The organism is Secundilactobacillus paracollinoides DSM 15502 = JCM 11969, from assembly GCF_001311135.1.
GTDB classification, from domain to species: Bacteria; Bacillota; Bacilli; order Lactobacillales; family Lactobacillaceae; genus Secundilactobacillus; species Secundilactobacillus paracollinoides.
On sequence record NZ_BBAG01000003.1, the window covers coordinates 27,737 to 54,068 of the forward strand.

At 46.9% G+C, this 26,332-nt stretch carries 18 protein-coding genes and 5 pseudogenes; 4 read left to right on the forward strand and 19 right to left on the reverse strand.

Translation table 11 applies throughout. The features are described from left to right. Positions 1–757: 757 nt before the first annotated feature. The 10 genes and pseudogenes from JCM11969_RS02175 to rpsB form a co-directional block, all read right to left on the reverse strand. Entirely contained in the window at positions 758–5,089 is a 4,332-nt protein-coding gene (locus JCM11969_RS02175; RefSeq protein ID WP_054707690.1) for a PolC-type DNA polymerase III, read from the reverse strand. Positions 5,090–5,265: 176 nt separating this feature from the next. Then, positions 5,266–6,990, reverse strand: coding sequence for a proline--tRNA ligase (locus JCM11969_RS02180; protein WP_054707692.1), 1,725 nt, complete (start codon positions 6,988–6,990; stop codon positions 5,266–5,268). A gap of 29 nt (positions 6,991–7,019) precedes the next feature. Next, a pseudogene (gene rseP, locus JCM11969_RS02185) lies at positions 7,020–8,293 on the reverse strand (RIP metalloprotease RseP). A gap of 39 nt (positions 8,294–8,332) precedes the next feature. Next, entirely contained in the window at positions 8,333–9,121 is a 789-nt protein-coding gene (locus JCM11969_RS02190) for a phosphatidate cytidylyltransferase (protein WP_054707695.1), read from the reverse strand. Positions 9,122–9,144: 23 nt separating this feature from the next. Beyond that, the gene (gene uppS / locus JCM11969_RS02195) at positions 9,145–9,924 is read right to left on the reverse strand and encodes an undecaprenyl pyrophosphate synthase (protein WP_054707698.1); all 780 of its coding nucleotides are present in this window, start codon (positions 9,922–9,924) and stop codon (positions 9,145–9,147) included. Between the two features lie 109 nt (positions 9,925–10,033). Next, the gene (locus tag JCM11969_RS02200; RefSeq protein WP_054707701.1) at positions 10,034–10,444 is read right to left on the reverse strand and encodes a hypothetical protein; all 411 of its coding nucleotides are present in this window, start codon (positions 10,442–10,444) and stop codon (positions 10,034–10,036) included. A 30-nt stretch (positions 10,445–10,474) separates the two neighbouring features. Continuing rightward, complete coding sequence (frr, locus tag JCM11969_RS02205) at positions 10,475–10,996, reverse strand: ribosome recycling factor (RefSeq protein ID WP_054707890.1); 522 nt, start codon at positions 10,994–10,996, stop codon at positions 10,475–10,477. A 38-nt stretch (positions 10,997–11,034) separates the two neighbouring features. Further along, positions 11,035–11,757 carry a UMP kinase gene (pyrH, locus tag JCM11969_RS02210; protein WP_054707704.1) on the reverse strand — a complete coding sequence of 241 codons (723 nt, stop codon included), beginning with the start codon at positions 11,755–11,757 and terminating at the stop codon, positions 11,035–11,037. A 522-nt stretch (positions 11,758–12,279) separates the two neighbouring features. Beyond that, complete coding sequence (gene tsf, locus JCM11969_RS02215) at positions 12,280–13,161, reverse strand: translation elongation factor Ts (RefSeq protein WP_054707706.1); 882 nt, start codon at positions 13,159–13,161, stop codon at positions 12,280–12,282. Positions 13,162–13,298: 137 nt separating this feature from the next. Continuing rightward, complete coding sequence (gene rpsB / locus JCM11969_RS02220) at positions 13,299–14,075, reverse strand: 30S ribosomal protein S2 (RefSeq protein WP_054707708.1); 777 nt, start codon at positions 14,073–14,075, stop codon at positions 13,299–13,301. Between the two features lie 241 nt (positions 14,076–14,316). On the opposite strand from rpsB, the gene JCM11969_RS02225 reads away from it, so the two are divergent. Then, on the forward strand, positions 14,317–15,030 hold the full coding sequence (locus JCM11969_RS02225) for an HAD family hydrolase (RefSeq protein ID WP_054707710.1): 714 nt from the start codon (positions 14,317–14,319) through the stop codon (positions 15,028–15,030). Positions 15,031–15,260: 230 nt separating this feature from the next. Here the strand turns inward: JCM11969_RS02225 and JCM11969_RS02230 are convergent, their stop codons facing one another. From JCM11969_RS02230 to JCM11969_RS02240, 3 genes and pseudogenes are all read right to left on the reverse strand, one after another. Continuing rightward, positions 15,261–16,256 carry a D-2-hydroxyacid dehydrogenase gene (locus tag JCM11969_RS02230; protein ID WP_054707712.1) on the reverse strand — a complete coding sequence of 332 codons (996 nt, stop codon included), beginning with the start codon at positions 16,254–16,256 and terminating at the stop codon, positions 15,261–15,263. Positions 16,257–16,361: 105 nt separating this feature from the next. Continuing rightward, entirely contained in the window at positions 16,362–16,634 is a 273-nt protein-coding gene (locus JCM11969_RS02235) for a GIY-YIG nuclease family protein (protein WP_054707718.1), read from the reverse strand. Continuing rightward, positions 16,631–17,406 (reverse strand): annotated as a pseudogene (locus JCM11969_RS02240) (tRNA1(Val) (adenine(37)-N6)-methyltransferase). Before JCM11969_RS02240 ends, JCM11969_RS02235 begins: the two are co-directional and overlap by 4 nt. A 76-nt stretch (positions 17,407–17,482) precedes the next feature. Between JCM11969_RS02240 and JCM11969_RS02245 the strand changes: the two are divergent. Further along, entirely contained in the window at positions 17,483–18,103 is a 621-nt protein-coding gene (locus tag JCM11969_RS02245) for a lysophospholipid acyltransferase family protein (protein WP_054707721.1), read from the forward strand. A 644-nt stretch (positions 18,104–18,747) separates the two neighbouring features. On the opposite strand, the pseudogene JCM11969_RS02250 reads toward JCM11969_RS02245, so the two are convergent. From JCM11969_RS02250 to JCM11969_RS02265, 4 genes and pseudogenes are all read right to left on the reverse strand, one after another. Beyond that, positions 18,748–20,539 (reverse strand): annotated as a pseudogene (locus JCM11969_RS02250) (ABC transporter ATP-binding protein). Next, positions 20,539–22,284: pseudogene (locus JCM11969_RS02255) on the reverse strand (ABC transporter ATP-binding protein). Before JCM11969_RS02255 ends, JCM11969_RS02250 begins: the two co-directional pseudogenes overlap by 1 nt. Before the next feature lie 345 nt (positions 22,285–22,629). Beyond that, positions 22,630–22,863, reverse strand: a complete 234-nt coding sequence (locus tag JCM11969_RS02260; protein WP_173585410.1) for a YneF family protein — start codon at positions 22,861–22,863, stop codon at positions 22,630–22,632. 83 nt (positions 22,864–22,946) lie between these two features. Next, positions 22,947–23,191: pseudogene (locus JCM11969_RS02265) on the reverse strand (DUF896 domain-containing protein). Positions 23,192–23,370: 179 nt separating this feature from the next. Here JCM11969_RS02265 and lexA point away from each other — a divergent pair. Next, a complete protein-coding gene (gene lexA, locus JCM11969_RS02270) occupies positions 23,371–24,000 on the forward strand; it encodes a transcriptional repressor LexA (protein WP_054707729.1) in 630 nt (209 codons plus the stop codon). A 65-nt stretch (positions 24,001–24,065) separates the two neighbouring features. Here the strand turns inward: lexA and JCM11969_RS02275 are convergent, their stop codons facing one another. Both JCM11969_RS02275 and JCM11969_RS02280 read right to left on the reverse strand, forming a co-directional pair. Then, on the reverse strand, positions 24,066–25,229 hold the full coding sequence (locus tag JCM11969_RS02275; protein WP_054707732.1) for a hydroxymethylglutaryl-CoA synthase: 1,164 nt from the start codon (positions 25,227–25,229) through the stop codon (positions 24,066–24,068). A gap of 13 nt (positions 25,230–25,242) precedes the next feature. Continuing rightward, a complete protein-coding gene (locus JCM11969_RS02280; protein ID WP_054707735.1) occupies positions 25,243–25,644 on the reverse strand; it encodes a hypothetical protein in 402 nt (133 codons plus the stop codon). Positions 25,645–26,051: 407 nt separating this feature from the next. On the opposite strand from JCM11969_RS02280, the gene JCM11969_RS02285 reads away from it, so the two are divergent. Further along, positions 26,052–26,318 carry an HPr family phosphocarrier protein gene (locus JCM11969_RS02285; RefSeq protein ID WP_054707738.1) on the forward strand — a complete coding sequence of 89 codons (267 nt, stop codon included), beginning with the start codon at positions 26,052–26,054 and terminating at the stop codon, positions 26,316–26,318. The last annotated feature ends 14 nt before the right edge of the window (positions 26,319–26,332 follow it).

Consider the following 26,332-nt stretch of genomic DNA (forward strand, 5'->3'; position numbering starts at 1 on the left):
TCTACAATAAATAGTCTAGCACAAACTGTATAAAAACGCAATTGTTTGCTGTTATCTCGGCGATAACTCGCGATTTATGAATTTGTAGTCGGACGTTGTGTGTTGGGTTTACGCGTTGGGAATTTGGGAAATATAGTGTGATTTTTTTGATTGTTAGTGAATTTTTAATATTTTTTGGTGGGATTGGAGCAAAAAGGGCTCTCTGTGGTAGAGAGCCCTTTTTTCTAGGGTAGTTTGTTTGTAAGGCAAATCAGTTCTTCAGCTTTTTTGTTTGCGCAGCTTTTTTGTTTGCGCGTAGAAGCCAGTTCCACGAGTGAACCCATGTAACTGACTCTGACAAAAATGTCAAGATCAGGTTTTATGCCACATCGCTTTGTTGGCGACGCGCTTTCCTCTCACATTGCCGAAACCGTGTTCCGCAAAGTGAGAGGGCTCCTGTGTAAGCAACTCTGGTCAAAAAAGTCAGGACCGGACTTTTTTGCCTCATCGGTTTGTTGGCGACGCGCTTTTCTGTCACATTGCCGAAACGTGTTCCGGTCTCGGCACAGGGCTAACGTGTAACGGACTCTGACAGAAATGCCAGTTCGGGCATTTCGGCTGCAATGTCTTGTAGTCGACGCGCTTTTCTGCCACATTGCCGAAACGTGTTCCGCAAGGCACGGGGCTAACGTGTAACGGACTCTGACCAAAAAGTCAGGCCCGGACTTTTTGGTCAGAGTCCGTTACACACCGCCCCTAAACCGCCTTGCTCCACACTCTACATCATATCAAACAAACTCAACTGATTCTCATCCGGCAGTCCTTCAAGAACGCCATTTTCAGTCATAAAGTCGATCAAGGTCTTTGACACCTTGCCCCGTTTTGCTAAGTCTTCCTTTGACAAGAATGGCTTATCTTCACGGGCCGCAACGATCTGTTTCGCCACGTTCAACCCTAATCCTGGTGCCGCGTTGAACGGTGCTATCAACGTGTCGCCGTCGATCAGCCACTGGTTGGCTTCTGACTTTTCAATATCGATCATCTTGAACTTGAAGCCGCGCTCCAGCATTTCGTTGGCCAGTTCCAAAACAGTCAGCAAATTCTTTTCCTTTGTGCTGGCGTCCATTCCCTGATCATTAATTTCCTTCATCCGTGCCTTAACGGATTCCTTGCCCCGTGACATGGCCACGACGTCGAAATCTTCGGCTCGAACTGAGAAATATGCAGAATAGTAGACCAGTGGGAAGTAAACCTTAAAGTAAGCGACCCGCAGCGCCATCAAATCGTAGGCTGCCGCATGGGCCCGCGGGAACATGTACTTGATCTTTAAACAAGAATCAATGTACCAGTCCGGCACGTTTGCTTCCCTCATTTTATCCTGCCACTCGTCGGGAATCCCGCGGCCCTTCCGAACGTGCTCCATGATCTGGAACGCAATTTCAGAATCCATGCCCCAGTGAATCAAGTCGGTCATGATGTTATCACGACAACCGATCACATTGGCGATGGTCGCCGTCCCATTTTTGATCAATTCTTCTGCATTTCCTAACCACACATCCGTCCCATGTGACAGGCCGGAAATCTGGAGGAGATCTGAGAAGTTTTGCGGGTGGGTGGCTTCAAGCATCCCCCGAACGAAACGGGTCCCGAATTCAGGCACACCAAACGTCCCGGTCTTAGACTGAATCTGCTCCGGCGTGACACCAAGTGCTTCTGTCCCTGAGAACAGTGACATGACACCTGGATCATCCATTGGGATCGTGTACGGATCAACGCCGCTTAGATCTTGCAGCATCCGCACCATCGTCGGATCATCATGTCCCAGAATATCAATTTTTAAAATGTTGTCATGGATCGAATGGAAATCAAAATGGGTCGTTTGCCAAGCCGCGTCCTGATCATCGGCTGGATACTGGATCGGCGTAAAGTCGTAAATGTCCATGTAATCTGGCACAACAATGATCCCAGCGGGATGTTGCCCCGTGGTCCGCTTTACACCGGTCGCGCCCTTAGCCAATCGGTCAATTTCAGCACCGCGCAAATGCTGTTCCGTATCCCGTTCATAAGCCTTCACATAACCGTAAGCCGTTTTATCGGCAACGGTCCCAATTGTGCCGGCCCGGTACACGTTCTTTTCCCCGAACAACACTTTAGTGTAGTTATGGGCAATTGGCTGGTAGTCCCCCGAGAAATTCAAATCAATATCAGGGACCTTGTTCCCGGTAAATCCCAAGAACGTTTCGAAAGGAATATCATGACCGTCGCCGATCATGAGCGTCCCACATTCAGGACAATTCTTTTCAGGCAAATCAAATCCGGAACTGTACTCACCCTTCGTAAAGAACTCAGAATGCTGACAGTTAGGACAGCGGTAGTGTGGCGGCAACGGATTGATTTCAGTGATTCCGGTCAGGGTCGCCACTAAACTAGACCCGACAGACCCACGAGACCCAACCAGGTACCCATCCTTGTTACTCTTGGCCACCAGTCGTTGCGCAATCAGATAAATAACGGAGAACCCGTTACCAATGATACTCTTCAACTCACGGTCAAGACGGTGTTGAACCAGTTCTGGCAAGTCCTTACTGTACCATTCGTGAGCTGTATTCATCGTCCGTTTCTGAATCTCGTCTTCAGCGCCTTCCATCCGCGGCGTGTACAGTTTATCTTTCAACGGGTGGACGTCCTGAATCTCATCGGCAATCTTATTGGAATTCGTAATGACAACTTCCTTGGCTTTTTCCTCGCCCAGGAACTTATAGTCTTCCAGCATTTCGTTGGTTGTCCGGAAATGCACATCCGGCAACTTCTGCCTGTTTAGTGGGTTGGCACCACCCTGAGAATTGATCAAAATGTGCCGATAAATGCCATCTTCTGGATTTAAGTAGTGCACATCACCGGTGACAACAACGGGTTTACCAAGTTCATCACCAAGTTTGACCATGTTCCCCAGGATTTCTTCTAGGTTGGTCCGATTTTGAATCAGGCCGCTGTCGATCAGTGGTTGATATGCCGCTTTAGGCTGCACTTCCAGGTAATCATAGAACTTGGCTTTTTCCTTTGCTTCGGCGTACCCCTTTTGCATCATGGCGGTAAACACTTCACCAGAATCACAAGCTGAGCCGATCAGCAGGCCTTCGCGGTACTTTTCAAGTTGGCTGCGGGGAATCCGCGGGACCCGATAAAAGTACTCAACGTTAGACATGGAGACCAACCGGAACATGTTCTTTAAGCCGGCCTGTGTTTGGGCCAGCACAATGGCGTGTGACGGCCGTGCATGTTTATAGGCGTCGTTTTCACTCATGTGTTCATTCAACTGGTCGTGATACTGGATCCCGTAGCGGTCTTCAGCATCAGTCAAGAAAAGATAATTCAAGTGACCAGTTGATTCCGCATCATCAACAGCCCGGTGATGGTGTTCCAAAACAACATGGAACTTTTTAGCCAGCGTGTTTAACCGGTACCCCTTCAAATTCGGGTATAAGAACCGCGCCAACGTCAAGGTATCGATAATGGGATTCGTGACTGGCGGCATATCGTACCGTGCATAGCCAGCGTTCATAAACCCGATATCGAAAGTGACGTTATGGCCAACGATAATTGCGTCGCCATAAAACTCACGGAATAGTTCGAAGACTTCTTTTTCAGACTTCGACCCGTGCACCATGTCATCGGTAATACTCGTTAGATCAGTGGTGAAATCAGACAGATGGAACCCAGGATCAATGAATTCCTCAAACTGGTCAATGACTTCCTTTCCCTGCATCTTCACGGCAGAGAGTTCAATGACCTTGTCATAAATGGCTGACAGCCCAGTGGTTTCCACGTCAAAGACAACGTAGGTCGCACCCTTCAACTCGCGGTGGTCGCTATTGTACCCAATCGGCACGCCATCATCCACAAGGTTAGCTTCAACACCGTAAATCATTTTGACGCCGGCTGATTCACTAGCATGATAGGCTTCTGGAAAGCCCTGGACGCCAGAGTGGTCAGTAATGGCGATTGCTTTTTGACCCCATTTTTTTGCCTGGTTCACATAGTCGGTAATGGAATTGGTTGCATCCATCGTGCTCATCGCCGTATGGAGGTGCAATTCGACCCGTTTTTCACCCTCCGGCGCCGTGTCTTGGCGACTTGGCACCTTCACTTGGTTGATATCATAGGCGTTCATAACCAGGTCGCGCATGAAGTTGTCTTCTTGAACACCCCCGCGAACCTTGATCCAATCGCCTTCATTTAAGCCGTTAAACTGAGCCTCGTCACTCTCGTCTCGCGAAAATTTCTTGATGGCGATCGATGACGTGTAGTCGGTGATTTCTAGAATCATCAATTTTCGGCCAGAGCGCAGGTCACGCACTTCCTTATTGAACACGTACCCTTGCACAATAACCGACTTTTCTTCTTCTTGAATATCGATCAGTTTGGTTGGGTCTTCATCAGGCTTGATCTTTCGGCCAATAACCGTTGGCCCCTCAGCGATATTCTCACTGGCGTTCTTTTCACGTTTTTCATTCGCTTTTTTAATCGCAGCAACCGCTTTTTGAGCCAGTTCAGCATCCGACTGAGCGCGTTGCTGCTTAAATTCTTGAATCTTTTGTTGAGAAGCAGTTTCGTCCACCATCGTGTGGATGGAAAACTGTGGAAAACCGTATTGCTGGTACTGCGTTTCGATTGGCCCCAGCGCCTGATTCACGAGGAAGTTTTTGACGACTTCATTTTCGGACATAAAAATAGCCCGACCATCATCCATCGTCGGCACTTGTTTGTGACACAGCTCCTGAACCAGTGGGGAATGCAGGTCACTATGCTGAACGACCCATTCCCAGTAATCGCCGAGCAAGCGATCATTGAGGTCTTGCTGGTCTGTTTGAATACTAAAATCTACCCGCGCGATTTGCTTAAACGCGGTATTTAATTGAGATTGAAACGTCAAGAATGTTTCAAAGGGTAAAATTTGGGGCAGCTTGAAGTCAAAGTGCCACCGTTTTGATTTTTCGTGAATCGTTAATTTTTCGAGTTGAGCCCCCGCAAAATATGGCTGATCCGCTTCATCACTTAACTGCAGCTGTTGCAGTAACTTTGCAAACAACTGCTGATGATCCAACGCCATATTAATTCCTCCTTCTCACTTGCCAATTAGTGGTAAAGAAAGCCCGGAGACAAAACACGGTGTTTTGTTTTCGGGCTATTTTTTACCGTCATAAACGATTATTAGTTTAACACATTTTTGAGGTTGGTAACGCAATTTGACTGTCGCTTAACATGAAGCACGATTTAATTGACACACTATTCTGCTTCAGTATTGTCTGTTTCCTTCAACAGGATGCCAACTGAGTTTTCAACTTCTTCAGTCTTCACTTCAATCGTTTCGCCAGTCTTCCGGATCTTAATTTCAACGATGCCATCAGCGGCTTTTTTACCAACCGTGATTCGAACGGGTAAGCCCATCAAATCAGAATCAGCAAATTTAACACCGGCACGTTCCTTACGGTCATCTAACAGAACACGGTAACCGGCCTTTTGAAGCCGTTCTTCCAAGTCAGTAGCGACTGTCATTTGTTCGTCATTCTTTGCATTTACTGGGATGATGTGCAAATCGTAAGGTGAGATGGCACGTGGCCATACCAGCCCATTTTCATCAGCCGTTTGTTCTGCGATTGCAGATAACAACCGGCTGACACCGATCCCATATGACCCCATGATCACCGGCACGTTGCGGCCATTTTCATCAAGCACATTAGCGCCCAGTGATTCAGAATAACGGGTGCCTAACTTAAAGATGTGCCCAATTTCAATTCCACGAGTGAACTTCAGCACGCCGGAACCATCTGGTGACACATCGCCCTCTTGAACTGTTCGCAGATCAACGAACTTGTCGACCCGGAAATCACGTTCGAGGTTGGCATTCTTAAAGTGGAAACCAGTCTCATTTGCGCCGACGACAGCGTTGACCATGTCCTGAACGTACTGGTCAGCCAAAATGGTCACATCATCACTCACGCCAACCGGACCAACGTTGCCAAAGGAAGCGCCGAGATACTTTTGGGCATCTTCGTTTGTTGCCGGTGCCAAGAAATCAGCTGACAGATAGTTCTTCAACTTGGTCTCATTCAACTCATGGTCGCCACGAATCAACGCTAAAACAGGCTTTTCGTCAGCAATGTATAACAGACTCTTGATGAGTTGTGAGGCCTCAATATCAAGTTGTTCAGCAACTTGATCGATGGTCTTCGCGTCACCCGTATCAATCTTTTCCAAGTCTTGTTGAGCGGCGTGAGATTTCTTAGGAATGTACAAGCTGGTTGCCATTTCAAGGTTGGCAGCATAATCAGATGAGTCTGAGTAAACGATGGTGTCCTCACCAATTGGGGCAATGGCAGAGAATTCCTTAGAATCCTTACCACCCATGGCACCGGCGTCCCCGATGATGGTCCGATAGTTCAGACCGATCCGGTCAAACACGTTACGGTAAGCCGTCTCCATTTGCCGGTAAACGGTATCCAGATCATCGTAGTTTGTTGAGAACGAGTACGCATCCTTCATAATGAATTCACGACCACGTAGCAAGCCATAGCGAGGACGTTCTTCATCACGGTACTTGGCCTGAATTTGGTAAAGGACCAAGGGCAACTTCTTGTAGGATTTAATGTTATCCCGGATCAACGTCGTAAACGTTTCTTCGTGGGTTGGTCCCAAAATAAAGTCGGTGTCGTGACGGTTCTTGAATTTGAACAGGGTTGGTCCGTATGTGTCGTAACGACCAGATTCCTTCCAGAGGGACGCTGGCAAGACTGATGGCACCACCATTTCAACCGCATCAATTTTTTCCATTTCTTCACGAATGATTGTTTCAATGTTGGTCAAGACCCGAAAGGCCAGTGGCAGATACGCATACATACCGGCCGTTACCTGACGGACGTAGCCAGCCCGAAGCATCATTTGATGGCTTAAGGCCTCAGCATCGCTAGGCACCTCTTTCAAGGTCGGAATAAGCATTTTTGACTGTTTCATATCAGAGAAAACCCCTTTAATTTAGTTATTTACCTAATAAAGTAACGTTCAATATCGTTCCAGGTGACAAGCACCATTAAAATCACGAGAAAGACGACCCCCACCAGTGTAATGCCTGTTTCAACACTTTCTGGCAATGGTTTACGCCGAATTCCTTCGATGACATTCAATAGTATTTTACCACCATCCAGCGCTGGAATTGGCAGTAAATTCACAATTCCAAGGTTAAGCGACAGGAAGGCTAGGAAGTTTAACACCCCTGCAATACCCTCAGACGCTGCTGTTGACGTCGTCGCAAAGATGGCAACCGGCCCACCCAAATCGTTTAGACTGAAGTGACCCGAAACCATTGACCAGATTGCCCCGATCAACCGCTTGGTCATATCCCAAGTCTGGGTAAATCCGGAGAGCAGCATTGCGCCGATTGCATGGTTATGATACTGCGTAATGCCGATCTGGCCCACGGTCTTCTTTTGCACCGTTTCGGCCTTTGGCGTTAACGTCACTTGTTTAGTGGCATCGTCGCGTTTGATGGTCAGCGTGGTCTTCTTATTGGCCCGCTTTTGAATCTGTGTTGCCAGGCCGTCCCAAGTTTTAACCTTGGTCCCGTTAACTGCTGTGATGTAATCGCCGTTTTTGATGCCAGCATCACGGGCGATCGTAACCCCCGATGACGTCGGATCGATTCGGTTATTATTACTGGTCACGCCACCCACAACAAAGGTCAAAATGGTGTAGACAATGATGGCCAGAATAAAGTTGTTCATTGGGCCCGCAAAGTTGGTCATCAACCGGTGACCAAGCTGTCAGACTGAAATTGCACATCCGTTGGCGCAATGCGGACTTCGGTCCCGTCCGATTCAATGATCGTGGCATCGTGCGCCACCGCGTACCGTTTTGTTTCAGACTCGTCGCCATTTTCGTACCCTTCGATCCAGAGGTCGTGCTCTAGATCCGTTGCAGTGACCTGCATTGGGATCCCATTGAACAGGGTCGTCTTCTTACTAGTATTGATCCGGGTCACCTTATCCTGGTCGCCCACAAATAGGCTAACCGGCGTCCCCGGTTTTAATTCATCTTCGTCATCCTCACCACCGGCCATCCGAACGTACCCGCCGACTGGTAAAAGTCGAATGGTGTACGTTGTTTCGGCAGTCCGGTAGTTAAACAATTTCGGGCCCATCCCAATGGAAAATTCGCGCACCAGAATGCCCGCCCGTTTTGCAAAGTAAAAATGACCAAACTCATGGATGAACACAATGACCCCAAAGACGATAATAAATGTAATGATGGTCGTTAGCACAAGCGTCGATCCTTCCGTGTTAGTTTTGGGTGCCTACTCTTAAATAAACGCCAGCAGATGTAGTGCTGGTAAGACAAGTAATAAACTGTCGAACCGGTCGAGGATCCCACCATGTCCAGGTAGGATCTTTCCGGAATCTTTCACACCGTAATACCGTTTCAAAGCAGATTCAACAAGGTCACCAATTTGGCCGATGATCGACAGTACCAGAATCAGTAACAGCGTCACTGGGAAGCTAAAGTTGCCGACTGGGTAAAAGTAACAGTAAATGCCAACGATAATGACCGCAACAACGGTTCCGCCGATCGACCCTTCCCAAGTCTTGTTCGGACTGATATTAGGTGCCAGTTTATGACGGCCCAATTTCCGCCCGATCATGTATGCCCCGGAATCGGTGATCCAAACGATCAGCAACGCAAACAGCAGCATGGTAAAGCTGACCGCCCGAGCTTCAATAAAGAAGTGAAACCCATAACCGATGTAAAGCACACCCAGGGTTAAAACCGCTGCATCGTCAAATGAAAACCGGTTGCGTGAAAAGACCGTGTACATCAGCATTAATACGACCAGAAAATAGACGATAAATGACGTTTCAATATTTTTTGAAATCAATTGCCGCCAAAAGTCTGGCAGAATAACAACTAATATCGCTAATCCTGACAGAACCGCTTCCCAGGACACAATTAACTTATTCCGCATTACTAACAGCTCAGATAGCGCGATCAATCCCAATACTGCGGCGGCAATATCCACCCAAATACCGCCCGCAATAATGATTGGGATAAATATGATCAACGCAACCACGGCTGTGATCACCCGTTGTCTCATAACTACTAACCCCTTTTTCAAAATTACTTATTTTTTAACCCACCAAACCGGCGTTTCCGATGTTGGTACGTGTAGACTGCCTCTTGCAGCAGTTCTGGTGTGAATTCTGGCCAGTGCGGCGTCATAAAGACAAATTCACTGTACGCCATCTGCCACAACAAAAAGTTCGATATCCGCTCTTCACCTGATGTCCGAATGATCAGGTCAGGATCGGCATACTCGCCTAAACTGGCAGTCATCAAATGTTGACTGATCATGTCATCAGTAATGTCGTCTGGCTTAAGCTGTCCAGCCGCCACTTCCTTAGCAATGTCAGTCATCGCCGTGGTGATTTCAGCGCGACTGCCATAGTTCAACGCAAAGTTCAGCACCATTCCAGTACAGTCCTTCGTATCAGCCATGGCGTCATAGACCGCCTTTTGCGTTTGTTTCGGCAATTGATCGAGATAGCCCATCACATTGACCCGGACATTGTTCTTGATCAGATCCGGCACAAACGTATCGAAAAAGTCGACTGGGAACTTCATGAGATAGTTGACCTCATCTTCAGGCCGCTTCCAGTTCTCTGTCGAAAAGGCGTACAGTGTCAGGACCTTAACACCGAGATCACTCGCCGCAATGGTGATGGTCTTGACCGTGTCCATGCCCTGTTTATGCCCAGCAACTCGCGGTAAATGTCGCTTTTGCGCCCACCGACCGTTACCATCCATAATGATGGCAATGTGTGCCGGAATATTATTGGGATCAAGTACCAGCTCGTCAGGCGAACTCGGCACCGCATCTTTTTTTAACCATGAAAACACAATGGCACCTCCATAATCGTTATCCAAAATCTTATCATACCAAAAAACAGAGTTGGCGACTATTCCAACTCTGTCTGAACGATGATATTTAACAGAATTTAAAACAAGCTTACTGAAGTAATCGCCATTCACCACGGTTGGCATCCGATAATGTGTTGAAGTATTGCAGTAACTTGTTTGCATCATCAGGAGATTGGTTACCCAACATGTTTAACCCTTTCCCAGTTGGAATGGGTTCGCTTAGATCCGTAATATCACTCTCATTTTCAATGGTTGCTTGAGAAAAGGCAACGATCCAGTCGTCTTCAATCAATTGGGTGACGATAAAGAATAGATTAAAGTCATCGGCAACATAGGCGGGCTGTGCATAAACGCCCTCTTCGATCTGTTGTAATTCGTTACCGTCGTAGTTCAAAATAGCCAGGTTTTCAGCATTAACTTCTTGGTTCAGCTTAAAGACCATTTTTTCAAACTCGGGGGTGCCAGGCGTTAATTCAACGGTTTCATCGTCTTGTGCCATTTAATAATCCCTTCCTTTTTAACTTCCAGACTAGCCGGAAATGATTTCAGTTTCTTTTTCATCGGTCAACTTATCAATGCCCTTAATGGCATCGTCAGTCACCTTTTGAACTTGTTTTTCAAGGTCATGCTGGTCGTCATCAGTGAAATCGCCATTCTTGTGACCCTTCTTGACGGCGTCCATAGCTTCACGCCGAACGTTACGAACCGCAACCTTACCCGTTTCAGCCACCGCACGAACCTGCTTTGCAAGTTCTTGACGGCGTTCTTCAGTGAGTTGTGGGACAACGAGCCGAATGGCAGTTCCGTCATTGGCAGGCGTAATGCCCAAGTCAGATTCCATGATGCCCTTTTCAACATCTTGTAAGGACGACTTATCAAACGGCGTGACCATGATGACCCGTGGTTCCGGCGTCGTAATCGAAGCCACCTGGTTGATTGGTGTATCGACACCATAATACTGCACAGTGACCCGGCTCAATAAACTGGCGTTAGCGCGACCGGCACGAATTGTCCCGAATTCACGACTCAACGCTTGTTCAGCCTTTTGCATTTTTTCTTTTGCTTCATCAATAATTGGTTGTGCCAAAACTATTTCCCCCTTACAGTCGTTCCGATTTGTTCACCTAAAACGACCTTCTTTATGTTACCTGGTTGGTTTAAGTTAAAGACTTCCAGCGGAATATCGTTGTCCATTGACAGCGTGCTGGCAGTTGAATCCATGACGTGCAGGCCCTTGTTGATGATATCCATCTGGGTCAGATGATCATACTTCACCGCGTTGACATCAACGTTCGGATCAGCTGAGTAGACGCCATCAACACCGTTTTTCGCCATTAAAATAGCATCGGCATTGATTTCAGCAGCCCGCAAGGCAGCCGTTGTATCCGTCGAGAAGTATGGACTTCCAGTGCCACCGGCAAAGATGACGACCCGATTCTTTTCAAGGTGCCGAATTGCCTTACGACGAATGTAAGGTTCAGCAATCTCCCGCATCTCAATTGACGTCTGGACACGAGTAGGAACATCCAATGACTCCAGATTATCCTGTAAGGCCAGGGCGTTCATGATGGTCGCTAGCATCCCAATGTAGTCCGCCTGGGCACGTTCCATTCCCATTTGGGCACCGGATTCGCCGCGCCACATGTTTCCGCCGCCGACAACGATCCCAATCTGAAGACTGAGTTCGTAGACATCCTTCACTTCTTTGGCAACCGTTTTGATGACCGGTGGGTGAATGCCAAACCCTTGATCACCTGCTAAGGCTTCACCGCTAAGTTTCAGGATAATTCGCTTATATTTTAAGTCCGTCATGATGGTCCTCCTATTAGCTTGTCTGTGTTTGATTTTATCATAATTAGCAATAATTCGATACCGGTAATCCGGTTAAACTACAATAAAGCTTGACCTTTTTCGAATTAAGTCGGATCCCAATTAGATTTGTTTAGTTATCTAATGCCGTTCCGTTCCACTAGTCGGCCCTGCAGGCTGAAGTGGGGTCGCTCCGGAGCTAACTTTTGCATGCAAAGTGGATCTCCTACGTCTCCCGCTAGCGTAACCGACCTAAGAACGGTCGCTAACGCTAGCCGACACTACAGCCTGCAATGCCGACTAGTTCCACTGCACTACTTTGTGGTATCTCCCTGGATTGCGGCATTGTATTTCTAGTGACATCCTATTTTAAAATTAATCACATTACTCAATCACAAGTGAGTCAACATTATTCCAAAACTGTCATCCTAAGCATTTTGCAAATTCAGCCACGCAATCATTCTCTACACACGAAAAGAGACTGGGAAATCTACATTCCCCAGTCCCCCGTAATCATGATTAAAATTAACCGTTAATTTGGCTGTTCACTTCGTCTTCGAAGTTTTCAACCTTCTTTTCGATTCCTTCGCCAACTTCGTAACGGACAAACTTCTTGAGCTTGCCACCCTTTGAAGCAACGTATTGGCTAACAGTTTGGTCAGAATCCATAACGAATTCTTGGTCAGCTAAACTAATTTCTGACAAGAACTTACGTAACCGACCTTCGACCATCTTTTCAACGATCTTTTCAGGCTTACCTTCGTTCAAGGCTTCCTTCTTCAAAACTTCGCGTTCGTGGTCCAAACGTTCTGCAGGAATCTCGTCGCGTGAAACGAATTCAGGGTTAACGGCTGCAACGTGCATTGCAACGTTCTTAGCAACTGATTCGTCAGCTCCTTCGAGTTCAACCAAGGCAGCGATTTGGCCGCCGTTATGCAGGTAGGCACCAAAGACATCGCCATCGGCCTTTTCCAAAACAGTGAACCGACGTAACGTGGTCTTTTCAGAAGTAACTTGGGTCTGTTCAACGATCAAATCGTTGATTGATTGACCCTTGTCGTTGGTCAATGCCATTGCGGCATCCAAGTCAGCTGGCTTGTTAGCAGCAATCAAATCAGTGATCGTGTTAACCAAGTTCTTGAAACGGTCGTTGGTTGCCACGAAGTCAGTTTCTGAGTTAATTTCAGTAATGGCAGCAACGTTGCCATCAACGGTAATGTGAGCTAAACCGTTAGCAGCCACGTTACCACTCTTCTTTTCAGCCTTGGCAATCCCCTTTTCACGCAGGAAGTCGACAGCCTTGTCCATGTCACCATCAGTCGCTACCAAGGCCTTCTTAGCGTCCATCATACCAACGCTGGTCTTGTCACGAAGTTCTTTAACTAATTTTGCAGTAATGCTTGCCATTTAATTGGCCTCCTTATAAATACTGGATCATTTCAACACAATAAAAGGCTGACAGAAAATATCAGGCCGCGTGGGTCCACATTTTTCAGCCAGCCTAGTACTGATATTGTTTTTAACTTAATGGTAAGTGTAACAAATTATTCAGCGGTGTTTTCGCTTGAAGCGTTGTCGCCTTCAACAGCATCAACAACATCTTGCATGTCGGTGTCGCCTGCTTGAGCTGCTTCGTCTTCGCCTTGACGACCTTCAATGATAGCGTCAGCCATCTTGCTGGTAATCAAACGAACGGCACGAATAGCGTCATCGTTAGAAGGAATGATCACATCGATATCGTCAGGGTCAGTGTTGGTATCAACCATGGCAACGATTGGGATGTTCAACTTTTGAGCTTCCTTAACGGCAATTTGTTCCTTGCGAGGATCAACAACAAACATCACGTCAGGCAACTTAGGCATATCTTCGATACCGCCTAAGAAACGTTCCAACTTGTCAGTTTGCTTTCTCAGTAAGGAAACTTCCTTCTTAGGAAGACGATCAAAGGTCCCGTCTTCAGCCATCTTCTTCAGATCTTTAAGACGCTTGATCCGAGTTTGGATGGTGTTCCAGTTAGTCAAAGTCCCACCTAACCAACGATGGTTAACGTAGTATTGACCAGCACGGGTAGCTTCTTCAGCGATTGAGTCTTGCGCTTGCTTCTTAGTCCCAACGAACAGAACGACAGCACCCTTAGATGATTCGTCCTTAACGAAGTTGTAAGCAGCATCGATCAACTTAACCGTCTTTTGTAAGTCAATGATGTAGATCCCGTTACGTTCAGTGAAGATGTATTCCTTCATCTTTGGGTTCCAACGACGCGTCTGGTGACCAAAGTGGACCCCAGCTTCAAGCAATTGTTTCATTGTGATAACAGCCATGAAATATAGCCTCCATTAAATTAGTTTAACTCCTCCCCCACGTTCATTTACACCGGGAACTCCGAAGAGCACCGCCCAGCGTATTGCGTGAGGTGTGAATTGTGGCAATTAGCCGACAATTAGTATACCTGTTTTCAGGCGCTACCGCAAGCTCAAAAATTGCAATTCTCAAAAAAGTTTTGTAAAGTGTTACGGTTATGTTACAATGTATCTCGCAGAACTGCGTGAGGAGGAACCAACCATGATCAAAGCCGTTGTTTTTGATCTTGATGATACCCTGTATGACCAGTTAAAGCCCTTTAAAAAAGCCGTTGAGGCAACGCATAAGGACCTCCACCTAACTGAGGTGATGGTTCAGCGCCTATACCGTGCTTTTAAAGTCGCCACTGACCAAGCAATTCAGGCAACTGACACGTCGACCATGGCCCGCCAAGTTGACCCAGTCTTAGAAGAACTAGGGCTGCCACCATTCACTGGCGAACACAGTGAGACTTTTCGGGAACATTACCGACAAGAATTGACCCACATCGATTTATTTGCCGATATTCGGCGCTGTCTATCATCATTGAAAGAACACTATCAGCTCGGCGTGATTACAAACGGCGAGACTGATCTACAATCAAAAAAGGCACTCCAGTTAGACCTGCACCACTGGATCGACCGGGACAACATGCTGATCTCTGACGAAGTTGGGTTACAAAAACCTGATGCGCGGATCTTTACCTACTTTAACCGAATGTTGGACCTGCAGGCGAACGAAGCTGTCTATATTGGTGATAACTACAATACGGATATGATTGGGGCCAAGCAAGCCGGCTGGCAAGCCTTTTGGTTTAACCACCGCCACGCCGAGTTACCTGGCGCGAACTTTATCCCCGACCAGACCGTCGAAACAACAGAAGAATTAGCTGACTTATTGGAAGCTATGTCTGTCGCGTCTTATCAGATAACGTGAGCACCACCATTTTAAGCACGGACAAAAAAGCCCTTAATGCCCAGTCTCTAATCGAGATGATGCATTAAGGGCTTTTTGCAGCGTAACAAGTATTTCACGTTCATTTTTAGTCGTGATTCTGAACGGGTAGCATCCAGAGTACCCCCTACTTATCACTAACTATAAAAACGAGATCCGACAATTATCGGACCTCGTTTTTTAGTTAGTGTACGTTTAACATTGAAAGTAAATTAGAATTTAACTTCGCTGTCGTCAGTACCCTTAGTAATTAAGTTAACGTTGCTTGTCAAGGCGAACTGTGTCATGTTCTTAGCAGCAGTCTTGGTGTAGAAAGCAATATGTGGGGTAACCAAAACGTTTTCGCGCTTCAGTAAGTTCTTCAGGCGTTCGTCTGGAATAGCATCGAATGAACCAAAGTCAGTGTTGAAAATACCAACTTCGTCTTCGTAAACATCCAAGGCAGCAGCGCCGACCTTGCCAGAATCAAGGGCACGAATCAATGCATCTGTATCGATCAGGGCACCACGAGCAGGGTTCAAGATGTAAACGCCATCCTTCATCTTGCTGAATGCTTCGTCGTTCAACATATGTTCGTTTTCCTTAGTTGCTGGTGAGTGTAAGGAAATGACGTCAGCCTTAGCATATAATTCGTCCAAGGTGTCAACGTAGATACCTTCCTTTTCCAATTCCGGATTGTGGTAGATATCGTAAGCGATGATCTTGGCACCAAAGCCCTTGTAAATGTTGATTGCTTTACGGCCGATACGACCAGTAGCAATAACACCAACGGTCATTTGATCCAATTCGTCGGCAATGTCTGGTGCCCAACGAAGGTCACCATTAGCAATTTTACGATCAAACGTGTTGGTCCGACGAATCAAACGCATCAATTGAGTTGCTGTCAATTCAGCAATGGCGTTTGGTGAGTATGCTGGCACGTTAGTAACCTTGATACCGTTACGCTTGATAGCGTCTGCATCAATGTTATCAACACCAACGTTACGCAATGATAGTGACTTGATACCGAAGCTAGCCAACTTGTCCAATACTTCAGCGGTGTAAGGCTTTTGTTGATAAACAACCGCACCATCGTAGCCGTTAGCTAAATCAACAGTGTTTTCGTCCAACAATTCTTTAACGGCCTTAACCTCGATGTTGTTGTCTTTTGACCATTGTTTCAAGTAAGGCATTTCATCGTCACGCATACCATATGCAATAATTTTCACAATTGTTTCCTCCATTCAAAGAATCTGTCATTATTTTACCATGTTTTAAAGCCTTTGATAATCGTTTTTAGTGAATTATATGAATTTCTTCACAAGTAAGCGTTTTCACTCAACAACCACCCCGTGTTGTGCCAAAAAGACAATTTTTTGCGACCGGGGCTGGTGCTTAAACGCGTGCTCCGCCTTAAGAGCAGCTGACTTTGTGTCAAAGGCTTGTGAATAAATCAGTTTCAGTGGGTGGCGACTCTTGACCCGCGTATACTTTGCGCCCTTTCCAATCTCATGCTGGTGAAACCGGTGGGCAACGTCGTTTGTGAATCCACCGTACAGTGTGTGGTCAGCGCACAATAGTACGTAGAAAAAGTAGTGATCACTCATTCGTCTGACACTTCCCCATATAACATCTTGTGAATCGCCGGCGAATAAGCACCATCATCACCGTACGTCATGATCGGCGGCAACACTTTCAACCCAGTTGCCTTGCCATCCTTGATTGCCTCAACTAAAACAATGTTCGCATCACGACCAGCCTTGGGGTAAACGAATTGGAGCCGTTTGGCCGCTAACCGGTTGGCTGACATTAGCGCCAATAATTCCACTAACCTGTCGGGACGGTGAACAAAATAGGCTTTGCCGTTCATTTTTAACAAGTCACTCGTCGTTGCAAGCACCGTATTCAGCGTGGTCGTGATCTCGTGACGCGCAATTGCAAGATAGTTGTTCGGATTTTTTTTACTCGTCGGCAAGTCGGAAAAATACGGCGGATTGCAGGTGACCACATCAACGCTATCCTTTGGAATCTGATCCGTGATCGTTGCTAAATCTTGATGGTAGACTGTGACTTGTTCTGAAAGGTCGTTTAAAACAACTGAGCGTTCTGCCATATCGGCCAATCTCGCCTGCAATTCCACCATCGCAATTTTTCCCCGAGTACGAGGCGCCATAAACAGACCAACGGCGCGTTACCGGCACAAAGGTCTACTAACCGCCCCTTTGCAGAGGTTGGCGCCTTCGCAAAGTTCGCCAGCAAAACAGCATCCAGCGAGAATGAAAAGACTTGGCTGCTCTGAATAATTTGTATATCTTGACTGTAGAGCTGATCAATACGTTCCCCAGCAAGAAGTTTGACGTCCCCCAAATAATCACCCATTTCATTGATGTTTGTCGTTATTATCATTATAATATAGGATATCATTATACAACATTAAAGTAAGTGAGGTTTCACAATGTTCTACTCGTTTTTACGTGTTCTCGTTAGAATCATCCTTTTTGTGGTCAACGGTCATAACCGTTTCATTAACAAGGACCGCTTACCTGAGGGCAACTACATTCTGGTTGGCCCCCATCGGACCTGGTTTGATCCAATTTACTACGCACTGGCAGCCAGTCCAAAAAAATTTAGTTTTATGGCAAAAATTGAACTGTTCAAGAATCCAATTCTCAGTTTTATCCTGCGCCACGCCAATGCGTTCCCAGTTGACCGGAACCATCCAGGCCCTTCCGCCATTAAAACGCCGGTAAAGACGCTTCGCGATAAGGACCTCTCCTTGGTCATGTTTCCCTCTGGTACGCGCCACTCTCAAGAATTGAAAGGTGGCGTGGCCGTCATCGCAAAAATGGCTAAAGTGCCGATCGTGCCAACCGTGTACCAAGGCCCCTTGACGTTCAAGGAACTATTCAGCCGCCACCCAGTAACAGTGTCCTTCGGAGATCCCTTCTATGTGGATCCAAAGCTGAAGTTAAACGAAGAAGGCTTAGCCAAGGTGGAACATCAGATGCAGTCAGCCTTTGATGCCCTGGATAAGGAGATTGATCCGAATTTTCGGTATGTGGATGTGACGAAGTAGAGTGTGGAGCAAGGCGGTTTAGGGGCAGAATGTAACGGACTCTGGCAGAAAATCCCGGGTTTGGATTTTTTGCCAGAGTCCGTTACATGGCCGCCCCGTGCCTTGCGGAACACGTTTCGGCAAAATAAAGAGAGAGCGCAGAGGCCCGCACCACTCAGTTACTAAAAACCAGAAAAGTCCGGGCCTGACTTTTTGGTCAGAGGCCCTTAAACGTTAGCCCCGTGCTGAGACCGGAACACGTTTCGGCAATATACCCGAAAAACCACGTCGCAAGTACTACTCAGCGGTAAAAGAGCTCATTAAAGTTGCAAACTATCACCCTGATATAAAAAAGCTCAGCATATTTTTTTAGATATGCTGAGCTTTTTGTCTAGAAACTGATCAAGTAACGATGAGTTTGTCTGCTACTTCAATTTTTAAAGTCTATTTTTTTCAGTTTCAGTGCTCCCCTGTTTTATAGCCCTTCCGGTTTTCGGAAAAATGAGGGATCCTGCACAAGGGACCCTGGCTTTCTATGCTGCATAGCCTAAACGCGCTCCGGAAAACTGAGGCTCCTGCGTAAGGGACTCTGGCAAAATGCCAAACCCAGGCATTTCTGCCAGAGTCCCTTACGCTCCGCCCTCACCCGTTTTCCTCCGCGCTCTCTAATCCAAATGCGCCGTATTCTGCAACCGAATCATATCATAATAGACACCATGCTGCTGCATCAGCTCATCGTTGGTGCCACGCTCCACGATTCTGCCGCGAGATAATACAAGAATCAGATCTGCGTTTTGAATCGTTGATAATCGGTGCGCAATGGCGATCGTTGTTCGGCCTTCACGCATCTGGTTCAGGCTTCGCTGAATCGTTTGCTCCGTTTCGGTGTCAATGTTGGCCGTTGCTTCATCCAAGATTAAGATCTTGGGATCCGTTACCACCGTTCCGGCAAACGAAATGAGTTGTCGCTGGCCGCTCGAATACCCGCTCCCACGTTCAATAACCCGCGAGTCGTACCCCTTTGGCAAGTCCTCAATAAAGTTATCCGCATTGACAAACCGAGCGGCGGCCCGCACTTGCTGGTCGGATAAGGTCTCGTCAAACATACGAATGTTCGAGCCACCGTGCCATAAAACAAAAACGGTTCCTGGAGAACTAACCCCATCTTTTGCCGCAGTTCTTTCATATCATACTCGCGAATCGAATGGCCATCGATCAACACTTCGCCAGACTGGTACTCATAAAACCGCATTAAAACGTTGATTGTCGATGTTTTGCCGCTCCCCGTTTCACCAACCAGTGCCACCGTCTGTCCCGGTTCAGCCGTGAAAGAGACATCGTTTAGAACCGGATGCTCGCCGTCATAGGCAAACGTCACGTGCTTAAATTCAATTTTGCCATCCGTGATCTGCCGATTTGCGCGGACATTCTGGTTGGTGCCGCAGTTGGATCGTTTAAAAGCCTGATGACCCGTGACCCCGATACTACCCCGTCTTGGAAGTCACTCAAATTGTCCATCATGGACGTCATTGGGTTATAAAAATTGTCCACGTAAGTAATAAACGCGTAGATCATCCCAGCCGGAACGTAACCGTTCAGACCCTTCACCCCAAATAATCCCAGCACGACCACAACGCCGAGTGCATAGAACAGGTTAATGATGGGACTCAACAGCAGCGCATTGATGCTAATCATTGCCTTTCGTGTGTCAAAATAGGCATTATTTGTGTGGCTGAATTCGTCACTCATCCGTCTTCCCTGACGAAATTGCTGAATCGTACTGACACCCGTAATTGCTTCAGCCAACCGGGAGTTCAGCTCACTTAACCGTTCTCGCATCCGCCGGTATACCCGCGAACTATACCGCTGGTAGTACCAGATAACGATCATCAGCAACGGCATGAAGGTCAGCAGCAACAGGGCCACCGTTTTGTTTAACATAAACATCGCTATCGCACACGAAACGACTGAAAAAAGGGCAACGATCAGGCTGCTGAATAATTGCCAAAACGTGGAAAACGACATCGTATCGTTCGTTAATCGTGAGACTATCGATCCGCTTGGCACCTGGTCAAAATACCGCATGCCTAAGCGATGCAATTTTGCAAAGATCCGTCGCCGCACGTTTTCTAGCATGTACTCAGCACCCATGCTGTACAGAAAGTCCTGACCAAATTGCATGACCGCTTTAACGATCATCGTAAATAAATACAGTCCCGCAAAGAACCACATGATCTGATAGTTTGCCTTCCCAACTTTAAGGTAGGTGTCCATATAGATTCGGATAATCGTGGGTAAATAAATGTTCACGACACTGACAGCCGCGGACAGAACAATGGCGCTGATAAAGTGGCGCCAATAGGGTTTCGCAAATCCGATCAGTTTGCCGACGATTCGAAACTGTTCCTTAATGGGCAGTGAGGTCGCCCACGCCGACTTGCGTTTTGTTTTCTTCATCACTCTTCCCCCCTAACCTTTAACTGCAAGGCTTGCCGGTCAAACATTTGCCGGTACCAGCCGTTGCTTGCCATCAAGGACTCATGATCACCACGTTCAACAACGCGGCCGCCATCCATCACAATGATCTCATCAGCATGCATCACCGAACTCAACCGGTGTGCCGCAATAATGGTGGTCTTATGTTGTCGTTCCTGCGCAGTTGGCCCAGAATTTGGCTTTCCGTCTCGGCATCAACAGCTGACAGGGCATCATCTAAAATCAGGAGTTCCGGATCGATCATCAACGCGCGGGCAATCGCCAATCGCTGACGCTGACCACCAGAAAGCGAAATCCCATCTTCACCGACCTGCGTGTCATAGCCGTCCGGAAACTGGCTGATCTGGTGCGCCAGGTCGCTCTTTTCAGCAGCGGTTTCAACTTCTGCCATCGACGCGTCAGGGCGCGCAAAGGCAATGTTTTCTCGAACTGAATCAGAAAACATAAAACTGTCTTGCGGCACGTACCCAATCGCTGGCAAGTACGCATCTAACTGGTAATCGCGAACATCGTCACCGGCCATGATGATCCGGCCCTGGTAGTGTTCAAACTGTCGCAAGATCAACCGCATAATGGTGGACTTTCCAGAGCCGACCCGGCCAACGATTCCAAGTGTCTGCCCCTCTTTTACCGTAAAGGCTACATCGGTTAAACTCGGATGGTCATCACCTGGATATTGAAACTGTTGAATATCAAACGTTAAATCGCCCTGAGGCGCAGTTTGCCGCCCACTTTCACCGTCGCTCACTGCCGGGACTTCGTTCAATAAATGCATCACACGGTCATAACTGGCATTCCCACGTTCAAGTGTGTTAAACAGCATTCCAACTGCAAAAATCGGCCAGACCATCATGCCAGATAGGTGATAAACGTCACGAGATTTCCAATCGTAATCGTCCCGTGAACGACAAGTGACCCGCCAATCACAATGGTTGCAACGTATGCCAGCGCAATGATCAGTGTTGTCAATGGATCAAACATGGCGTCTAATCGGTTCACCCGCCGATTCACGTTGATGGTTTCATCCACCTGATGATTAAAGTCAGCCATATCTTCTCGCTCTTGGCCTAAACTTTTAATAACCTTGATACCCGTAATACTTTCCTGGGCTTTGTTGTTGAGTCGTGAAAACGCAGCTTGTGACTCCCGAAAGGCAATGTTCATCTTTTGGCCAAGATAAAATGCCATGACTGCCAATAGCGGAAATGGCAGGACCGCAATTAAGGTCAAGCGCCAATTAACCAGTGTCATCATTGCAATTAGCGTTGTGACACCAGTAATGATGGAATCCGCAAACTGTAAAATCCCACCACCAGCAACCCGTTGAATTGCCTGCAAGTCGTTGGTTGCACGGGCCATCAGATCTCCCGTACGGTATTTTTGATAAAATGTTTGGTCCATCACCATGTAATGTTTAAATAGCCGCGTCCGCAGCAAGCGTTCAAGTTCAGCCGCAGCACCCCAGATAGCGGTCCGCCACATGTAGCGGGTCACGTACTGGCCAATGGCTGCCACTACAAGAATAGCTAAATAGATGAGTAATCGCCGCACCGTCAGCCGATGGTCGTTGATGGCGTCGACCACCATCCGATCAATCGTGGCGGAATAATCGCAAATAAAGCGGTCAACAGTAACCCTAAAACGCCAATTAAGTATGTCCGACGCTCCCGCTTAAAATACCACCCTAGTTTTCGAAAAATACCCATGGTGTTCTTTCTTACCTCTCATTTCCAATAATCACTTGACTCACATAGAACTAGCGTATCACAGTCTTTAAAAATATACTTAAACAACATCTTGACCCTATCCTGTTAAAAAATAGCAGCCTTTTAAACGCAAACAACTTTAAAACTGTTAATTCTGGAAACTACTAGCCCTTGATAACCTAGGCATGAAACAAAGACGCAATCGGCAATATAAGGCACCTAACACCAAAATCCAACTTGGGTCGGGATTTCAATCTTAGGTGCCATAGACGCTGCGCGAAAATTTTTCCCGCGTTCAAAATAAAGAGTCAGGACCCGAATACCGGTCCTGACTCAATTATCGACTTATTTTTTACTTGTGTCTTGTTGTTTCATGCTGTTCATCATCTGACGCAGCTTCTTTTCAGACGGGCGTTGTCCCATCTGCATCATCATCGTCCGAAGTTGATCTTCGTTAAATGGCGGGTTTTCTTTGATGTACTTTTCCATGTAGCGCCGTGCGCCAAATAACCCACCGGCAAGACCAACGATCAGTGCGACTGCAACGATCAATATCCAAATACCAGTTGACAAGCGGATGTGCCTCCTTTTTTAAAACTTCCTTAAACAATATTACACAATTCCGCCTGAAATGAAAAGCGGTTCTGGAAAGTTCTCAAAATTTAGTCACGTAAGCCCTTTTTGCGTTGGATTTTTTGGACCTTTTCCGGTGTGACTTCTTTACCCGCCTTATCGAAAACCCGAACCATTTCGATCTGACTCTTAAAGGATTCACGGAACTTCTCTAAATAGCGTTTTCGTAGTTTTTTGCGTTCGATTTCTTCAACTTCAGTAAGCTCGTCTTCCTTGGCCTTCTTAGCAACTCATTGATCCGAGCAATTAATTTTTTCATTTCATCATCTGCCATATGATCACTCCTTACACGCAGTTTCATATTCTACCAGCATTTGACCGATTTAACAATTGAAATGCCCCCCGATTCTGCCAGAAGTTAACCGTATTTGCCATAACCGAACGTTTGTTTGAAGTTGAATGGGTTTCATGGTACAATAAACACAATAAAACAACGAACTTCGAGGTAAACTCATGACAAAATCTTCAGAGACAAAACAACTCTCCATTTTGCAATATATTTATGACCAAACACAGGAACACGGATACCCGCCGACCGTTAGAGAAATCGGGGAAGCTGTTGGCCTTAGCTCAACATCGACCGTCCACGGCCACATTGCCCGCCTCACCAAAAAGGGGTACCTCATTAAAGACCCGACCAAGCCCCGGGCACTAGAAGTCACCGATATGGGGATCGACGCACTAGGTATCCAACTGACCCCAACAAAGATTCCAGTGCTTGGTACCGTTACTGCTGGACAGCCAATCTTGGCCGTCCAAGAAGCAGTGGACTACTTCCCCATTCCTGACGAACTTGAAGACGAGGCCAGTGACCTCTTTATGCTGACGATTCGCGGGGAGTCAATGATCAACGATGCTATTTTAAATGGCGATAAGGTCATCGTTAAAAAACAATCAGGCGCAGATAATGGCGACATTGTCATCGCCATGACTGAGGATAATGAAGCGACCTGCAAGCGGTTCTACAAAGAAAAGAATTACTACCGTCTGCAACCGGCAAACGACACCATGGCGCCCATTATTTTGGACAGTGTCACCATTTTGGGTAAGGTCATTGGCGTTTATCGTGACCACATTCAATAAATTGACTTACACCTTAAAAAGACCCTAGCCATCGTTTGACGGCTAGAGTCTTTTTACTGTCTTAATTATGCTTGCCGATCAACGTACTGGCGCTGGTCATGCCTGATGCCGGTCAACACGAATCTGGCATCATCAGCTCGGGTATCTAACAACACGTCATGCGCGGGCAACTGCTGCTGAAATTGTTGTTCGTATGCTGCCACGGAACATTCACGACGCTGTTTAAAGTAGGCGTCAAACCAATTCCGCAAGTTTAACTGTGGCGTATCCTGAACCAACGTACCGCTATAGAACTCACCCTCAGCACCGGAACCATAGCTGAATAACCCGATCCGGTCGCCCGCCGTTAATTCAGCATTAGCGAGTAACGAGATTAAACTTAAATATAATGACCCTGTGTAGAGATTACCGACCCGCCGGTTATAGGCACGACTCGCTTCAAAGTTTGCCTTTAATATTGCTTGTTGTTGCTCACTAGCCTCAGGCAAGACTGCTCGTAACCCCTTCAATCCCATCTTTGTAAATGGCAAATGATAGGTCAGTGCTGTAAAGTCCGCAATCGTTCGGCCAGTTTGTGCACAGTAGTCGTGGAAGACCGCCTTGAAAAAATCGACATAAATGTTTTCCGAATAACGTCCATCTACTAGGGCTTCCGTCCGGTATAATGGCCGCCAAAAGTCCATGACGTCTTCAGAACGAAAACTAGTCGCATCATCAAGCGCCAAAATTTGTGGGTCAGCCGCAATCGTCATGGCCACTGCCCCACCACCCTGGGTCACTTCACCAGGCGTATTTAAACCGTAACGCGCAATGTCGGCGCCAATAACGAGCACTTGTTTATCCGGATTGGCCCGGACGAAATCCTTGGCTGTTTGCACACCAAAGGTCGCCCCATAACAAGCCTGCTTGACCTCAATCGCTCTGATCTGGTCTGGCAGCTGTAACAACCGTTTCACATACATCGCTGCCGATTTTGAATGGTCAATACCCGACTCCGTGCCAAAAATCACCATTGCGATCTTATCGCGATTATCGTCTGTTATGATCTGGCTGGCTGCACTCGCCGCCATAGTCACAACATCTTGGGTAACTGGAATCACAACCTGCTCACTCTGGCCGATCCCAATGAGATACTTATTGGGATCTTCATTGCGGGCCTGCGCCAACGCTGTCAGGTCTAAATACTGGTTTGGGGCATAAAAGCCAATCTGATCAATTCCTACTTGCATGTTCTGTGCTCCTTTAATCTAATTGTCCATATCCTAAATAATGATAATTATAATCCATTCCGTGCGTATAAAGCGCAAATGCTGCCTCTCGTTCATCCGCAAATGTCACAACTATGGCTGGGGTCGCCCATGACGAATACCCCCAAAACACGGTGTCATCATAATCGTAGCTGTCATTGGGCCGCCGATGAAAGCCCTGGGTGACATCCCAAACGGTCCCGTGGGTGCGCACCCAGTCTTCAGCCAGACCAGCCTTAACTTCTAATAATTGCTCTGAATTATCATTGACCAGCGTGTATAACCGACGCCAATCAATTTGCCAGTCATGCAAGTGCGGCCTATCCTGTGAGTTGCTATATACAGATGACTGTGAGATTAAGTTTAATTGAATTGGTGTTAACTCTGAAAACCGCATTCGTTTTCCTCCCGAATCGCGACTTGTAATGTCAGCTCACCATGCTAGAATAACTTTAACACTTAATGTGAGGATGTGTCCTGTGAGACTTCTAACTTCAAACACTTATAATATTTTAATTGCTGTTTTAATCATCGTCTGCGGGCTAGTTGGTGCGCACTATGCAGAACAGTCTTCACTGCGGCACTGGTTGCGCGCGTTATCGCTTGTAGCTGCCGTCTTCCTTGTTTTTATTCGGAGCGGTTTGGCTTGGATTAGTTGTGACCTACAACGGGTTTAACCCCATCGTCAATTAAACAAGTGTCAGACTTTAATCCAAATCACTTGTTAATGAAAGCGTCATTATATTAAATTTAGAGTGTGTGTAGCGATTACACAACCAATTTGAGAATGTTGAGGTGTTCAATTTGAAAAGTACAAAAGTACGTGTCATTGCTAACGGTGGCCTAACTGGCGACACTGTTAACCAACTTACCAATGAATTATCAAAGTTTACCTTTAAGATTATGCTCAAGTATAACGGTACCACCACTATCGCTAACAGCAGTTTGGGTGTCATGAGTCTGGGTGTTCCAGCTGATGCCGAAGTTGAGATCAGCGTTGAAGGTGACGATGCGCAGCTACAAGAAGTCATCACGGCATTAACTGACAAGCAATTCGTCAAGACACTTTAAGCACTCGCATTCGC

What these genes read in the sequence shown, in the direction of transcription:
- JCM11969_RS02175 (WP_054707690.1), bottom strand. Translation starts at nt 5,089, where the DNA reads ATGGCGTTGGATCATCAGCAGTTGTTTGCAAAGTTACTGCAACAGCTG.
- JCM11969_RS02180 (WP_054707692.1), bottom strand. Translation starts at nt 6,990, where the DNA reads ATGAAACAGTCAAAAATGCTTATTCCGACCTTGAAAGAGGTGCCTAGC.
- JCM11969_RS02190 (WP_054707695.1), bottom strand. Translation starts at nt 9,121, where the DNA reads ATGAGACAACGGGTGATCACAGCCGTGGTTGCGTTGATCATATTTATC.
- JCM11969_RS02200 (WP_054707701.1), bottom strand. Translation starts at nt 10,444, where the DNA reads ATGGCACAAGACGATGAAACCGTTGAATTAACGCCTGGCACCCCCGAG.
- frr (WP_054707890.1), bottom strand. Translation starts at nt 10,996, where the DNA reads ATGCAAAAGGCTGAACAAGCGTTGAGTCGTGAATTCGGGACAATTCGT.
- pyrH (WP_054707704.1), bottom strand. Translation starts at nt 11,757, where the DNA reads ATGACGGACTTAAAATATAAGCGAATTATCCTGAAACTTAGCGGTGAA.
- tsf (WP_054707706.1), bottom strand. Translation starts at nt 13,161, where the DNA reads ATGGCAAGCATTACTGCAAAATTAGTTAAAGAACTTCGTGACAAGACC.
- rpsB (WP_054707708.1), bottom strand. Translation starts at nt 14,075, where the DNA reads ATGGCTGTTATCACAATGAAACAATTGCTTGAAGCTGGGGTCCACTTT.
- JCM11969_RS02225 (WP_054707710.1), top strand. Translation starts at nt 14,317, where the DNA reads ATGATCAAAGCCGTTGTTTTTGATCTTGATGATACCCTGTATGACCAG.
- JCM11969_RS02235 (WP_054707718.1), bottom strand. Translation starts at nt 16,634, where the DNA reads ATGAGTGATCACTACTTTTTCTACGTACTATTGTGCGCTGACCACACA.
- JCM11969_RS02245 (WP_054707721.1), top strand. Translation starts at nt 17,483, where the DNA reads ATGTTCTACTCGTTTTTACGTGTTCTCGTTAGAATCATCCTTTTTGTG.
- lexA (WP_054707729.1), top strand. Translation starts at nt 23,371, where the DNA reads ATGACAAAATCTTCAGAGACAAAACAACTCTCCATTTTGCAATATATT.
- JCM11969_RS02275 (WP_054707732.1), bottom strand. Translation starts at nt 25,229, where the DNA reads ATGCAAGTAGGAATTGATCAGATTGGCTTTTATGCCCCAAACCAGTAT.
- JCM11969_RS02280 (WP_054707735.1), bottom strand. Translation starts at nt 25,644, where the DNA reads ATGCGGTTTTCAGAGTTAACACCAATTCAATTAAACTTAATCTCACAG.